Source organism: Pseudomonas sp. 18175 (genome assembly GCF_050432925.1).
In the GTDB taxonomy this organism is placed as follows: Bacteria; Pseudomonadota; Gammaproteobacteria; order Pseudomonadales; family Pseudomonadaceae; genus Aquipseudomonas.
In genome coordinates this window covers 59845-72867 of the sequence record NZ_JBKFTO010000009.1, presented here as the reverse complement: position 1 = coordinate 72867, position 13023 = coordinate 59845, and the positions used below count along the sequence as shown (strand labels likewise).

The window sequence follows — 13023 nt, the reverse complement described above, 5'->3', positions numbered from 1 at the left end:
ATTTAGCTGTCAGGCAGCTTCAATCTTGCCGCGATTCTGTTCAACCTTGGACAGGTAGCGTTGTACGTTCTCCTGTTCTTGCGGCGTGGTGAACAGGCCCAGCTTGGTACGGCGCCACAGCACGTCCTGAGGCTGGGTCGCCCATTCCTCGGTGCACAGGTAGTCGACTTCGCGGGTATACAGGCCGCCACCCAGGTGGTCGCCCAGGTCCGCCAGCGATTGCACGCCTTCCAGCAGGCGCCAGGTGCGGCTGCCATAGGTGGTGGACCAGCGGCGTGCGATTTCGCTTGGTACCCAATCGAATTTGCTGCGAATCGCTTCGGCCAGGGCTTCTGGCGTGCTCATGTCTTCGCCGCCGGGCAGGCTGGCGGTAGCGGTCCAGCTTGGGCGCATCTGGGTGAAGTACGGCGCCAGTTGGGCCATCGCTGATTCGGCAAGCTTGCGATAGGTGGTCAGCTTGCCGCCAAACACCGACAGGATCGGCGCCTCGCCCGTACCGCCGGACAATGCCAGGGTGTAGTCACGGGTGATGGCCGAGGGGTTGTCCGATTCGTCGTTGCACAGCGGGCGCACACCGGAATAGGTATGGACGATGTCGTCGCGGCTCAGCTGTTTCTTGAAGTGTGCGTTGACCACCTTGAGCATGTAGTCGGTTTCACCTTCGGTGATCGCAACTGCAGCCGGGTCGCCGGTGTATTCGCGGTCGGTGGTGCCGATGATGGTCAGGTGGTTCAGGTACGGAATGGTGAAGACAATGCGCTGGTCTTCGTTCTGCAGGATGTGCGCATGGGCGCCTTCGTACAGCCTTGGCACGATCAAGTGGCTGCCCTGGATCAGGCGAATGCCGTAGGGCGAATCCAGCTTCAGGTCGTCCTTGATGAACTTGGCCACCCACGGGCCAGCCGCGTTCACCAGTGCGCGAGCGCGGATCGAGAACAGGCTGCCGTCGGCACGTTCCATGTTCATTTCCCACAGGCCTTTGCTGCGATGCGCGCTGATGCAACGGGTCTGGGTGTGGATGTGCGCGCCTTTTTCGCGGGCGGCCATGGCGTTCAATACCACGAGGCGGGCGTCATCCACCCAGCAGTCGGAGTATTCGAAGCCTTTGGTGATCTCGCTTTTAAGTGGGCTGTCGGCGCCGAACTTGAGGCTTTTGGAGCCTGCGAGTTTTTCGCGCTTACCCAGGTGGTCATACAGGAACAGGCCAGCACGAATCATCCACGCCGGGCGCAGGTGCGGGCGGTGCGGCAATACAAAACGCATTTGCTTGACGATGTGCGGGGCTTTAGCCAGCAGCACTTCACGCTCTGCCAGGGCTTCGCGCACCAGACGGAATTCGTAATGCTCGAGATAGCGCAGGCCGCCGTGGATCAGCTTGCTGCTAGCGGAAGATGTGTGGCTGGCCAGGTCGTCTTTTTCGCAAAGGAATACCGACAAACCGCGACCGGCTGCGTCTGCTGCAATGCCGACGCCGTTGATCCCGCCGCCGATAACGGCCACGTCATAGACTTCGGCAAGCGGTGGGGCAGGCAAGGTGGAAGGGTTCATCGGCTGGCCTCGCGATTTTTTCGTCTTGGAATTCGAACATTAATGTTCATTTGCGAAAATGGTAGCTGATAAACGCGAGCACAGCCACCCGACTTCGATTGAAAAAACTCATCGAAGGGTGGGGAAAGGAAGAATTGTGAACATGAGTCAGGGTCAGGTTCGGGGGAATTGGGGTTGGATAGGGCGCCTTCGCGAGCAAGCCCGCTCCCACATTTGATCGAGCTCTGGCATAAGAATGCGGTCGAATGTGGGAGCGGGCTTGCTCGCGAAGACTCCGGTACAGGCGCTACACGACTTCCAGGCGAACCTTGTGCTCATTGAGCAACTGCACCAACGCCGGCACCGGCTGCTGGTCGGTCACCAAACAATCCACCAAACTGATCGGCCCCAAGCGAATCATGGCATTGCGCCCAAATTTGCTGGAGTCCGCCGCCAGGATCACCTGGCGCGCATTGGCAATGATCGCCTGGGACACCCGCACTTCCTGGTAGTCGAAGTCCAGCAGGCTGCCATCTTCGTCAATACCGCTGATCCCCACCAAGGCAAAGTCCACCTTGAACTGGTTGATGAAGTCGACGCTGGCCTGGCCCACCACACCGCCATCACGGCGCACGTTACCGCCGGTCAGCAGCACGTCGAAGTCGTCCTTGGCACTGAGCATGGTGGCGACGTTGAGGTTGTTGGTGATGATTTTCAGGTGGTTGTGGTTGAGCAGCGCGCGGGCGATGGATTCGGTGGTGGTGCCGATGTTGATGAACAGCGAGGCGTGATCGGGGATCTGCGCAGCAATGGCTTCGCCGATGCGCTGTTTCTCATCGCGCATTTGGTCGGCACGCATGGCGTACGCGGTGTTTTCGACACTGGAGTCATAGGCCGCGCCGCCGTGGTAGCGGCGCAGCAGATTGGCGTCCGCCAACTGGTTGATATCGCGGCGGATGGTTTGCGGGGTGACGACGAACAGCTGCGCCATTTCCTCGATACTGACGTAGCCGCGTTCGCGGACCAGTTCGAGGATTTGTTGTTGGCGGGGAGGCAGATTCATGGGACGTCCTTAGGGCTGCCATACAAAAGTGGCCCATGATGACGCAGGAATCTGCTCCCTGCCAGTTACAACCCGCGGTTGGCTTATTCAGCGCCTTCGTGGGGCTCCCAGTCGCGGGTGCGGCTGACGGCTTTTTGCCAGCCGGCGTAGAGTTTCTCTTTTTCCTTTTCTTCCAGTTGGGGTTCGAATTCGCGCTCGATCACCGCCTTGCCGCGCAACTCATCCAGGCTACCCCAGAAGCCGCAGGCCAGGCCCGCCAGGTAGGCTGCGCCCAGTGCTGTGGTTTCGCGCATTTGCGGACGCTCGACCTGGGTGCCGAGGATGTCGGCCTGGAATTGCATCAGGAAGTTGTTGGCCACCGCGCCGCCGTCCACGCGCAGGGCTTTGAGGCGTTCGCCGGAGTCCTGTTGCATGGCGTCGAGTACGTCGCGGGTCTGGTAGGCAATCGACTCCAGCGCTGCACGAATAATGTGATCCACGCGGACGCCACGGGTCAGGCCGAACAGCGCGCCACGGGCGTACGGGTCCCAGTACGGAGCACCTAGACCGGTGAAAGCGGGCACCAGGTAGACGCCGTTGCTGTCTTTGACCTTGCCGGCGAAATATTCGGTGTCGTGGGCATCGTTGATGATTTTCAGCTCATCACGTAGCCACTGGACGGTGGAGCCGCCGTTGAACACGGCGCCTTCCAGGGCATAGGCCACTTCGCCACGCGGGCCGCAAGCGATGGTGGTGAGCATGCCGTGCTTGGATTTCACCGCCTTGTCGCCGGTGTTCATTAGCAGGAAGCAGCCGGTGCCGTAGGTGTTCTTGGCCTGGCCGGCTTCTACGCACATCTGGCCGAACAGCGCGGCTTGCTGGTCACCGGCGATACCGCCAATGGCGATGCCGCTTTTGGTGCGGCCGTAGATTTCCGACGACGACTTAACTTCCGGCAGCATCTCGCGCGGAATGTCGAGGATCTCCAGCATCTTCGCATCCCACTCCAGGGTGTGGATGTTGAAGAGCATGGTGCGCGAGGCGTTGGTGTAGTCAGTGACGTGGGTCTTGCCGCCGGTAAATTTCCAGATCAGCCAGCTGTCGACGGTGCCGAACAGCAATTCGCCGTTGCGCGCACGTTCGCGGCTGCCTTCTACGTTGTCGAGGATCCACTTGAGCTTGGTGCCGGAGAAGTACGGGTCGGTGACCAGGCCGGTGGTGTCGCTGATGTATTGCTCGTGGCCGTCGCGCTTGAGCTGCTGGCAGATCTCGGTGCTGCGGCGGCACTGCCAGACGATGGCGTTGTACACCGGGCGGCCAGTGACCTTGTCCCACACAACGGTGGTTTCACGTTGGTTGGTGATGCCGATGGCGGCGACCTGGTCATGGTGCAAGCCGGCCTGGGCCAGGGCTTCGACCATCACTGCGCTCTGGGTGGCGAAGATTTCCATTGGGTCGTGTTCAACCCAACCCGCCTGCGGGTAGTGCTGGGCGAATTCGCGCTGGGCGGTGCAAACCACGTTGGCGTCACGGTCAAAGATGATCGCGCGGGAACTGGTGGTGCCCTGGTCGAGGGCAATGATGTAGTTCTTATTCTGGATGTCGGTCATGTCAAATGCCTTGGAATAAGGAAGTCAGAAATCAGCCTGGACCGCGTAGGGCAGGGGCCAGGCTGGCGCTATCAGGAAATACGGGTCTTGCCGTTGACAGCCGTGTCAGTTGTTTCAGCTATAGCAGGTGCGGCGCTCGGCAGGTGGCGGGCGATCAGCCCACGGTAGGCCGCAGCACCCAGGCATGCGCCGACAATGGGGCCGAAAATCGGCACCAGGAAGTAAGGAATATCGCGGCCGCCAGTAAAGGCTATTTCACCCCAGCCAGCGAAAAAGGTCATCAGCTTGGGCCCCAGATCCCGCGCGGGGTTCATCGCAAAGCCGGTCAACGGACCCATGGCGCTGCCGATCACCGCGATCAGCAGGCCGATCAGCAGTGGGGCCAGCGGGCCGCGTGGCAGGCCGTTGTTGTCATCGGTGAGGGCCATGATCACGCCCATCAGGATGGCGGTGATGACCATTTCCACCAGGAACGCCTGGGCAGTGCTCAGCAGCGCATGGGGGTAGGTGGAGAACACCGACGCCAATTCCAGGCTGGCTTGTGAACCACGCACCATGTGGTGGGTTTGTTCGTAATCGAAAAACAGATTGCTGTAGAGGGTGTACACCAACGCCGCGGAGCAGAAGGCGCCGGCGATCTGGGCGAGGATATAGAAGGGCAGTTTGCGTTTGTCGAAGTCGGCAAAAATGCACAGTGCAATGCTGACTGCCGGATTGAGGTGGGCCCCGGAAATACCGGCGCTCAGGTAGATTGCCATGCTGACGCCTACCCCCCAGATGATGCTGATCTCCCACAAGCCAAAGCTGGCACCCGCAACCTTGAGCGCAGCGACACATCCTGTACCGAAGAAGATCAGAAGCGCAGTCCCCAGGAATTCGGCCATGCATTGGCTCGAAAGTGAAGGCTGTTGAAGAGCAGTAGTCATGGAAAACCTCAGTTGTTGTTCTTGTCTGGCGCACGCTCTCAACGGAGTGTTGCGCGATTTTCACCGTGGCAAGGATCCCCATCCCGGTCACGGCTTGCTGCTCGATTGCTGTAGGTGCATTCCTACAGTATTCGGAAACGAAAAAATATAGACAAGAATGACCGCTGTCAAAGGTCGAAAGTGAACCGTTAGTCACTTTGAAACTATTGGTCTGGTGAATGATCACGCTTGTCACAATGCGCGTGCACCTTAAGAGTGGGCGTACTAGAGCGTTTTGCGCGGGCTTGGCCTATTATCGGCCATCTGTTTGCCACGCCTGGAGCCAGCATGACCCCTGCATTGGACCTGTTGAAAAAAGTTCGCGCCGAACATCGTATCCACAGTTATGAACATGATCCCAAGGCGGCATCGTATGGCCTGGAGGCCGCGGAAAAGTTGAGCCTGGACCCTGCGCAGGTGTTCAAGACCTTGCTGGCCAGCAGTGAGAAAGGCGAATTATTGGTGGCGGTGGTGCCGGTCGTCGGAAGTCTGGACTTGAAAGCTTTGGCGAATGCGGCGGGGGTTAAAAAAGTCGAAATGGCCGACCCTGCGGCGGCGCAACGCTCTACTGGCTATTTGCTGGGGGGCATCAGCCCGTTGGGGCAGAAGAAGCGCTTGCGCACCTTTATTGATGAAACAGCGCAGCCGTTTGCGACGATTTTTGTGAGTGCGGGCAGAAGGGGGCTGGAAGTGGAGCTGTCGGCAGCGGTGTTGGCGGAACATACCCAGGCCAAATTTGCGCCGATTGGCCGGGCCTGAGCCTGTTTTGAAATATAAGAAAATCGAAATGTGGGAGCGGGCTTGCCCGCGATTGCGGTGGACCAGTCAAAGATACAGTGACTGATACAGCGCTATCGCGGGCAAGCCCGCTCCCACATTTTTGATCCGGTTTTGTCAGTGNTCCCCCCCCCCCCCCCCCCCCCCCCCCCCCCCCCCCCCCCCCCCCCCCCCCCCCCCCCCCCCCCCCCCCCCCCCCCCCCCCCCCCCCCCCCCCCCCCCCGCTCCCACATTTTTGATCCGGTTTTGTCAGTGAGTAACGCTGTAACGGCGAACGCCTGAATCGGATCGCGGAATCTGCGCCGCCACACTGCCTGAAGCCTTGAACAGCACCAGATGCTCCGCCGCCACCCGAATCCCCACATCCGCGCCTACCTGATGGTCAGCGTGGCTGGGGAAAATCGACTCCAACTGCGCGCCCGTTGGCAATTGCAGGCGGTACAAGGTTGATGCGCCAAGGAACGTCTTACCTACGATTCGCGCTTTCAACGCGCTGTCTGGCGCGTAGACGATGTCGTCCGGGCGCAGCAACACATCAACGGCACCACCGGTGGGCCAAGCGTAGGCACGGTTGCCACGTAGATCGCCCAGCTCGGTGCTGACGGACTCCGGCGAGCTCAACTGGCCACGGATGAAATAACCCTGGCCGATAAAGCTTGCGACGTAAGGTGTCTGAGGCTCGTGATACAAGTTGTAGGGCGTATCCCACTGCTCAAGCCGACCCTCCTTGAAGACACCCACGTGATCGCTCACCGCAAACGCTTCTTCCTGATCATGGGTGACCAGGATCGCACTGGTGCCCCGTGCTTTGAGAATGTCGCGCACCTCATGGCTGAGCTTGCGCCGCAGTTCGCCGTCGAGGTTGGAGAACGGTTCGTCCAGCAACAACAGTTGCGGTTCCGGCGCCAGAGCGCGGGCGAGTGCAACACGCTGTTGCTGGCCGCCGGAAAGCTCGTGGGGGAAGCGCTTGCCCAGGTTTTTCAGGTTGACCAGCTCCAGCAGCTCGTTAACCACCCGGTCTTTTTGCGGGTGCTTGCGAATGCCGAAGGCGATGTTGTCGGCCACGCTGAGGTGGGGAAACAGCGCGTAATCCTGAAATACCATGCCGATGCGACGTTTCTCTGGGGCCAGTGTGAAACCGGCACTGGAGATGACTTCGCCCGCCAGGCTGATTTCACCTTCGTGCACCGGTTCGAAACCGGCAATTGCCCGCAGGGTGGTGGTCTTGCCACAGCCCGAGGAACCCAGGAGGCAACCGATATCGCCAGCGTTGAGGTGCAGATTGAGGTTCTGCACCACCCGTTGATCTTGATAGCCGCATGCCAGATTGCGCAGATTCAGCAGGATGGGCTGGCTCATGCGTGGTGGTACGACGGCGGGACGAGGAATTCGAGCAGGGCCTTTTGTGCGTGCAGGCGGTTTTCGGCCTGGGCCCAAGCGACCGAACGTGGGTCGTCCAGCAGGTCGAGGCTGATTTCTTCGCCGCGATGCGCGGGGAGGCAGTGCATGAACAGTACGTCCGGCGCGGCCAGGTCGAGCAAGGCACGGTTGACCTGGTACGGCGCGAACAGGGCCAGGCGCTTGGCGGTTTCGTCCTCCTGGCCCATGGAGGTCCAGACGTCGGTGCTCACCAGGTGTGCGCCAACCACGGCGTCACGCGGGTCACGCACCAGGGTCACGCGCTCGCCGGCCTGTGCCAGGAAGCGGGCGTCAGGCTCGTAGCCTTCTGGGCAGGCAACGCGCAGGTGGAAGTCGAACTGGATCGCCGCCTCTATATAGCTGTTGCACATGTTGTTGCCGTCGCCGATCCAGGCCACGGTTTTGCCCTGGATCGAGCCACGGTGTTCGAGGAAGGTTTGCATGTCGGCCAACAACTGGCACGGGTGCAGGTCATCGGACAGGCCGTTGATCACCGGCACGCGGGAGTGGGCGGCGAACTCGGTCACGGTGTTGTGGGCAAAGGTACGGATCATCACTGCATCGAGCATGCTCGACATCACGATGGCGCTGTCGGCCACCGGCTCGCCACGGCCCAGTTGGGTATCGCGCGACGACAGGAAGATGGCTTGGCCACCCAGTTGGATCATGCCAGCCTCGAAAGAGACGCGGGTGCGGGTCGACGACTTCTCGAAAATCATGCCGAGCACGCGGTTTTTCAAAGGCTCGAACAGTACGCCGCGGTTACGCAGGTCTTTAAGCTCAATGCCTCGACGGATCACGCTGACCAGCTCTTCGGGCGTGCAATCCATCAGGGAGAGAAAGTGCCTTGCGCTCATCATTAACTACCTTTTTGCAACAGACCGCAGATACTCAAAGCCTTGTTTATTGTGACAACGGGCGAGACCTGCGGCGAAAGCCGCACGGGGCGACGAAATAGGGGAAGGCGCGATCTTATAATTAAATGTCGCGTCTTACCAATAGGGCTACGGTTTTTATGGGTGTTCAAGAAGGGCGCTAGAGCGCTTTTGAAGACGGTTTCCAGACAGCAGCGGGCCATTTGTACACTGGCCCTGCAACCTTTTGCAATGCGCGGGGGCGGGCCCAGGCCAGGTTGTGTCGGTTTCAGGGGGGATGTGGGAAGTTTCTGAAACATTTGCTCATGCTTAGCCATGTCCAGGCCTGATGCCCGGCGATTCACACGACGAACGATGCTGGTGCCCTTTCCGGTCGCGGCCCATAGTGCGTTTAAAGCCCTAATAAAGAGACTGGCCATGACCAAGACTCTCCATCACCGTGCCTGCCATCTGTGTGAAGCCATCTGCGGCCTGACCCTGGAAACCACCCGAGCCGATGACGGCAGCCTGGCGATCACCTCGATCAAGGGCGACGCGTTGGACACGTTCAGCCGTGGGCATATCTGCCCCAAGGCCGTGGCATTGCAGGATATTCAGAACGACCCGGATCGCCTGCACCAACCCATGCGGCGGGTGGGCAGTGAATGGCTGCCAATCCCGTGGGAAGACGCCTTTGCGCTTGTAGCCGAAAAGCTGGCTGGCATTCAGGCGCGTCATGGGCAGAACGCGGTGGCGGTGTATCAGGGCAACCCCAGCGTGCACAACTATGGGCTGATGACCCACAGCAACTACTTCCTGGGCCAGCTCAAGACACGCAATCGGTTTTCTGCGACCTCGGTCGACCAATTGCCCCATCACCTCACCAGCCACTTGATGTACGGTCATGGCCTGTTGCTGCCGATTCCGGACATCGACCACACCGACTTCATGCTGATCCTGGGAGGCAACCCGCTGGCGTCCAATGGCAGCATCATGACCGTGCCCGATGTGGAGAAGCGCCTCAAGGCTATCCAGGCCCGGGGTGGCAAGGTGGTGGTGGTTGACCCTCGGCGCAGTGAGACGGCAGCTATGGCAGACCAGCACCTGTTCGTACGTCCTGGCGGGGATGCTGCGTTGCTGTTCGGGGTGCTCAACACCTTGTTTAGCGAGAATCTGACCCGCGATAGTCATCTCCCGGTCGAAGGCCTGGAGGATGTGCGCCGTGCCATTGCGGGGTTTACCGCCGACACCATGAGCCCCCAGTGTGCGGTGCCAGCCGAGCAGATCCGCCAGTTGGCACGGGACTTCGCCGGCGCCGACAAGGCCGTGTGTTATGGACGTATGGGCGTGTCGACCCAGGCGTTCGGCACGCTGTGCCATTGGCTTGTGCAACTGATCAACCTGGTCACCGGTAACCTGGACCGTGTCGGCGGAGCGCTGTGCACCACGCCAGCGGTCGACTTGGTGGCGTCCACCGGTGGCGGGCATTTCAACCGCTGGCAGAGCCGGGTTTCCGGGCGACCGGAGTACGGTGGCGAATTGCCGGTGTCGGCGCTGGCCGAGGAAATGCTCACCGAGGGCGAAGGGCAAATCCGCGCGCTGGTGACCGTGGCCGGCAATCCAGTGTTGTCCACGCCGAACGGTCGTCAGTTGGAGCAGGCGCTCGATGGCTTGGAGTTTATGGTCAGCATCGACCTCTATATCAACGAGACCACGCGTTACGCCGACCTGATCCTGCCGTCCACCTCGGCGCTGGAAAACGATCACTACGACACCACCTTCAATATGTTCGCGGTGCGCAATGTCACCCGCTTCAATCGCGCCATCCTGCCCAAGCCGGAAGGCGCGCTGCATGACTGGGAGATTTTCGTCGGCCTGGCCCAGGCGTTTGCTGCGCAGACGGGCGTGGTGCTTAAACCGACCGTGGCGCCCGCGCAGATGATCGACTTCGGGCTGCGTGCCGGGGTTTACGGTGATGTGTCCGAGCACAAGCTGTCAGTCGCGATGCTGGCGGATCATCCCCATGGTGTTGACCTGGGTCCGCTGAAGGCTAACCTTGCAGCACGCCTAAAAACCGTTGATGGCAAGGTGCAAGCGGCGCCCCCGGTGATTCTTGCTGACCTGGCGCGGTTTGCCGCGCAGGCGGTGCCCGTGGCGGACGAGTTGTTATTGATCGGCCGTCGGCATGTACGTAGCAACAATTCCTGGATGCATAACTACCACCGCTTGGTGAAGGGCAAGCCTCGGCATCAGTTGTTGATGCATCCCGACGATTTGGCCAGCCGACAATTAAGCGACGGCCAGCGGGTGCGGGTGAGTTCGCGCATCGGCATGATTGAAGTGGAGGTGGTCGCCAGCCTGGACATGATGCCCGGGGTGGTCAGCCTGCCCCACGGCTGGGGCCATGCTCGGCCTGGTGTGCAGATGGCAATTGCCAGCGGGCAGCCAGGGGCCAGCGCCAACGACTTGACCGACGAGCGGCAGGTGGATGAGTTGTCAGGCAATGCTGCATTGAATGGCGTTCCCGTACAGGTCGCAGCGGCCTGAGCACCACGCTGGAATTTTGCGTTACAATGCGCCACCGTGCCGACCTGTGAGTCGCAAAGTTCCAGCCGAGGTGTTCCATGGATATCATCGAAACGATCAAAGAGCAGATTGCTGCCAACACCATTCTGCTTTACATGAAGGGCGCTCCAAACGCTCCTCAGTGCGGTTTCTCCGCGAAAGCCTCCCAGGCCATCATGGCGTGCGGCGAGAAGTTCGCTTACGTGGATATCCTGCAAAACCCTGAGATTCGCGCCAACCTGCCAAAGTACGCCAACTGGCCAACCTTCCCACAGCTGTGGGTTGCCGGTGAACTGGTCGGCGGTAGCGACATCATCGTTGAGATGGCGGCTGATGGTTCGCTGCAAACGCTGATCAAAGAAGCAGCGGCAAACGCGGCGGCCAAGACCGACGCTTGATGCGCAATAAAAAGCCCCGCTTCTCGTGAGAGAGCGGGGCTTTTTTGTGCCTGCCTGCTTGGGCTTATTCGCCCATCTGCGATTGCAGATAGTTTTCCAGGCTGACTTTAACGATCAGGCCCAGCTGGGTTTCCAGCCAGTCGATGTGTTCTTCCTGGTCTTCGAGGATATCTTCCAGCAGTTCACGGCTACCGAAGTCGCCTTTGGTTTCGCAGTGAGCAATGGCGGCCTTGAGGTCGCTGTGGCTCTTGTGCTCGAACTTGAGGTCGCTGCTGATCATTTCCCGGGTGTGCTCGCCGATGTTCAGCTTGCCCAGGTCTTGTACGTTCGGCAGGCCTTCGAGGAACAGGATGCGCTTGATCAGCGCGTCGGCGTCCTTCATGGCTTTGATGGATTCTTTGTATTCACGCTTGCCCAGCTTTTCCAGGCCCCAATCGTCGTACATGCGTGCATGCAGAAAGTACTGATTGATCGCGACCAGTTCATTGGCAAGGATTTTGTTGAGTTGCTGGATGACTGAGATGTCGCCTTTCATGACTGGGGTCCTGCCCTGTAATAGCTGTGTATGGGCGGAGTTTGAGCGGCGAAAACCTTAGTGTCAAACCTAAGTTATTGAATAATAAATGAAAATTAATCGGAATAAGAATGTTTGTGTTCCGCGTCTTCGCGCTAACTAATTGAATTGCAGGCATAAAAAAACCGGACTCTAAGTCCGGTTCTTTAAAACACGCCCAATTAAGCGTGTGTAAATTCTACTGAATAGGGGAGCGCGGCCTGGGCTGTTTGCAGCTGCGTCAGGGTTTCCCGTACCACTTGCTTGGCAAGGCAAGCACATTTGCCGCACTGGCTGGCAACGCCGGTGGTTTCACGCACTTCCTTGTAGCTGCAGCAACCTTCATAGATTGCTTCGCGGATTTGTCCGTCGGTGACGCCAGTACAGAGGCACACATACATAAGGGAGAACCGTCGCGGGTTTAAGGCTTAAGTGCGATGGATCTTAATGTTAACGAGAATGATTGTCAAAGTAGATTCGTCAGGTATTGGCTGGCGCGGCGCCTTCACTGACGAACGGTTTTTTCAGTGTATGATGGTCGGTCTTCACGAAGCGTGACTGCGTCACAGGGCTGTCGCTTATACACGGCAGACTGGGAGGCGGTCCTTTTACTTCAATCGTCACCCTTACATCAGGAGATACCCAATGAGCGTACTCGTCGGCAAACAAGCCCCGGATTTCGACGTACCTGCCGTCCTCGGCAATGGCGAAATCGTAGACAGCTTCAAACTGTCTGAAGCCATCAAAGGCAAATACGGCCTGGTGTTCTTCTACCCGCTGGACTTCACCTTCGTCTGCCCTTCGGAGCTGATCGCTCTGGACCACCGCATGGACGATTTCAAGGCGCGTAACGTTGAAGTGGTAGCCGTATCCATCGACTCCCATTTCACCCACAACGCCTGGCGCAACACTGCCATCAATGATGGCGGCATCGGCAAAGTCAAATACACCATGGCTGCCGACCTGAAGCACGAAATCGCCAAGGCCTACGACGTTGAGTCCGAAGGCGGCGTGGCTTTCCGTGGCGCATTCCTGATCGACGACAAAGGCGTTGTTCGCTCCCAGATCGTTAACGACCTGCCACTGGGCCGTAACATGGAAGAGCTGATCCGCCTGGTCGACGCTCTGCAATTCCACGAAGAGCACGGCGAAGTCTGCCCAGCCAACTGGAAAAAAGGCGACAAAGGCATGAACGCTTCGCCAGAAGGCGTTGCGGCTTACCTGACCGAGAACGCTGGCAAGCTGTAAGCCAGAATCGCGGCACAAAAAAACCGGCCTGTTAAAAGGCCGGTTTTTTTATGGATGGGATCTGG

The 13023-nt window shown here is 59.3% G+C and carries 12 protein-coding genes; 4 read left to right on the top strand and 8 right to left on the bottom strand.

Annotated elements, in window-relative coordinates:
• Window positions 1–9: 9 nt before the first annotated feature.
• The 4 genes from glpD to ACLD1Y_RS14335 all read right to left on the bottom strand — a co-directional run bounded on the left by glpD (window position 10) and on the right by ACLD1Y_RS14335 (window position 5105).
• Complete coding sequence (gene glpD / locus ACLD1Y_RS14350) at window positions 10–1548, bottom strand: glycerol-3-phosphate dehydrogenase (RefSeq protein ID WP_429478565.1); 1539 nt, start codon at window positions 1546–1548, stop codon at window positions 10–12.
• A gap of 286 nt (window positions 1549–1834) precedes the next feature.
• Window positions 1835–2590, bottom strand: coding sequence for a DeoR/GlpR family transcriptional regulator (locus ACLD1Y_RS14345; protein WP_017526345.1), 756 nt, complete (start codon window positions 2588–2590; stop codon window positions 1835–1837).
• 83 nt (window positions 2591–2673) lie between these two features.
• Window positions 2674–4179: a glycerol kinase GlpK gene (glpK, locus tag ACLD1Y_RS14340; protein WP_135287638.1), complete on the bottom strand. Its 1506-nt coding sequence runs from the start codon at window positions 4177–4179 to the stop codon at window positions 2674–2676.
• A gap of 71 nt (window positions 4180–4250) precedes the next feature.
• Window positions 4251–5105, bottom strand: a complete 855-nt coding sequence (locus ACLD1Y_RS14335; protein ID WP_429478564.1) for an MIP/aquaporin family protein — start codon at window positions 5103–5105, stop codon at window positions 4251–4253.
• Window positions 5106–5432: 327 nt separating this feature from the next.
• Here ACLD1Y_RS14335 and ybaK point away from each other — a divergent pair, with 327 nt between their 5' ends.
• On the top strand, window positions 5433–5903 hold the full coding sequence (gene ybaK, locus ACLD1Y_RS14330) for a Cys-tRNA(Pro) deacylase (protein ID WP_429478563.1): 471 nt from the start codon (window positions 5433–5435) through the stop codon (window positions 5901–5903).
• Window positions 5904–6170: 267 nt separating this feature from the next.
• Here the strand turns inward: ybaK and ACLD1Y_RS14325 are convergent, their stop codons facing one another.
• Window positions 6171–7280: an ABC transporter ATP-binding protein gene (locus ACLD1Y_RS14325; RefSeq protein ID WP_429478562.1), complete on the bottom strand. Its 1110-nt coding sequence runs from the start codon at window positions 7278–7280 to the stop codon at window positions 6171–6173.
• Window positions 7277–8197, bottom strand: coding sequence for an ornithine carbamoyltransferase (argF, locus tag ACLD1Y_RS14320; RefSeq protein WP_429478561.1), 921 nt, complete (start codon window positions 8195–8197; stop codon window positions 7277–7279). Before argF ends, ACLD1Y_RS14325 begins: the two co-directional genes overlap by 4 nt.
• A 435-nt stretch (window positions 8198–8632) precedes the next feature.
• Between argF and ACLD1Y_RS14315 the strand changes: the two genes are divergently transcribed.
• Window positions 8633–10741 carry a molybdopterin oxidoreductase family protein gene (locus ACLD1Y_RS14315; RefSeq protein WP_429478560.1) on the top strand — a complete coding sequence of 703 codons (2109 nt, stop codon included), beginning with the start codon at window positions 8633–8635 and terminating at the stop codon, window positions 10739–10741.
• 77 nt (window positions 10742–10818) lie between these two features.
• Complete coding sequence (gene grxD / locus ACLD1Y_RS14310; protein ID WP_135287643.1) at window positions 10819–11157, top strand: Grx4 family monothiol glutaredoxin; 339 nt, start codon at window positions 10819–10821, stop codon at window positions 11155–11157.
• 64 nt (window positions 11158–11221) lie between these two features.
• On the opposite strand, the gene bfr is transcribed toward grxD, so the two are convergent.
• Window positions 11222–11692 carry a bacterioferritin gene (gene bfr, locus ACLD1Y_RS14305; RefSeq protein ID WP_429478559.1) on the bottom strand — a complete coding sequence of 157 codons (471 nt, stop codon included), beginning with the start codon at window positions 11690–11692 and terminating at the stop codon, window positions 11222–11224.
• Between the two features lie 200 nt (window positions 11693–11892).
• Window positions 11893–12111: a bacterioferritin-associated ferredoxin gene (locus ACLD1Y_RS14300; RefSeq protein WP_429478558.1), complete on the bottom strand. Its 219-nt coding sequence runs from the start codon at window positions 12109–12111 to the stop codon at window positions 11893–11895.
• 244 nt (window positions 12112–12355) lie between these two features.
• Between ACLD1Y_RS14300 and ACLD1Y_RS14295 the strand changes: the two genes are divergently transcribed.
• Window positions 12356–12958 carry a peroxiredoxin gene (locus tag ACLD1Y_RS14295; RefSeq protein WP_071487543.1) on the top strand — a complete coding sequence of 201 codons (603 nt, stop codon included), beginning with the start codon at window positions 12356–12358 and terminating at the stop codon, window positions 12956–12958.
• Window positions 12959–13023: the final 65 nt, after the last annotated feature.

What these genes read in the sequence shown, in the direction of transcription:
- ACLD1Y_RS14300 (WP_429478558.1), bottom strand. Translation starts at nt 12,111, where the DNA reads ATGTATGTGTGCCTCTGTACTGGCGTCACCGACGGACAAATCCGCGAA.
- ACLD1Y_RS14325 (WP_429478562.1), bottom strand. Translation starts at nt 7,280, where the DNA reads ATGAGCCAGCCCATCCTGCTGAATCTGCGCAATCTGGCATGCGGCTAT.
- grxD (WP_135287643.1), top strand. Translation starts at nt 10,819, where the DNA reads ATGGATATCATCGAAACGATCAAAGAGCAGATTGCTGCCAACACCATT.
- ACLD1Y_RS14345 (WP_017526345.1), bottom strand. Translation starts at nt 2,590, where the DNA reads ATGAATCTGCCTCCCCGCCAACAACAAATCCTCGAACTGGTCCGCGAA.
- argF (WP_429478561.1), bottom strand. Translation starts at nt 8,197, where the DNA reads ATGAGCGCAAGGCACTTTCTCTCCCTGATGGATTGCACGCCCGAAGAG.
- ACLD1Y_RS14295 (WP_071487543.1), top strand. Translation starts at nt 12,356, where the DNA reads ATGAGCGTACTCGTCGGCAAACAAGCCCCGGATTTCGACGTACCTGCC.
- ACLD1Y_RS14315 (WP_429478560.1), top strand. Translation starts at nt 8,633, where the DNA reads ATGACCAAGACTCTCCATCACCGTGCCTGCCATCTGTGTGAAGCCATC.
- glpK (WP_135287638.1), bottom strand. Translation starts at nt 4,179, where the DNA reads ATGACCGACATCCAGAATAAGAACTACATCATTGCCCTCGACCAGGGC.
- ybaK (WP_429478563.1), top strand. Translation starts at nt 5,433, where the DNA reads ATGACCCCTGCATTGGACCTGTTGAAAAAAGTTCGCGCCGAACATCGT.
- glpD (WP_429478565.1), bottom strand. Translation starts at nt 1,548, where the DNA reads ATGAACCCTTCCACCTTGCCTGCCCCACCGCTTGCCGAAGTCTATGAC.
- bfr (WP_429478559.1), bottom strand. Translation starts at nt 11,692, where the DNA reads ATGAAAGGCGACATCTCAGTCATCCAGCAACTCAACAAAATCCTTGCC.
- ACLD1Y_RS14335 (WP_429478564.1), bottom strand. Translation starts at nt 5,105, where the DNA reads ATGACTACTGCTCTTCAACAGCCTTCACTTTCGAGCCAATGCATGGCC.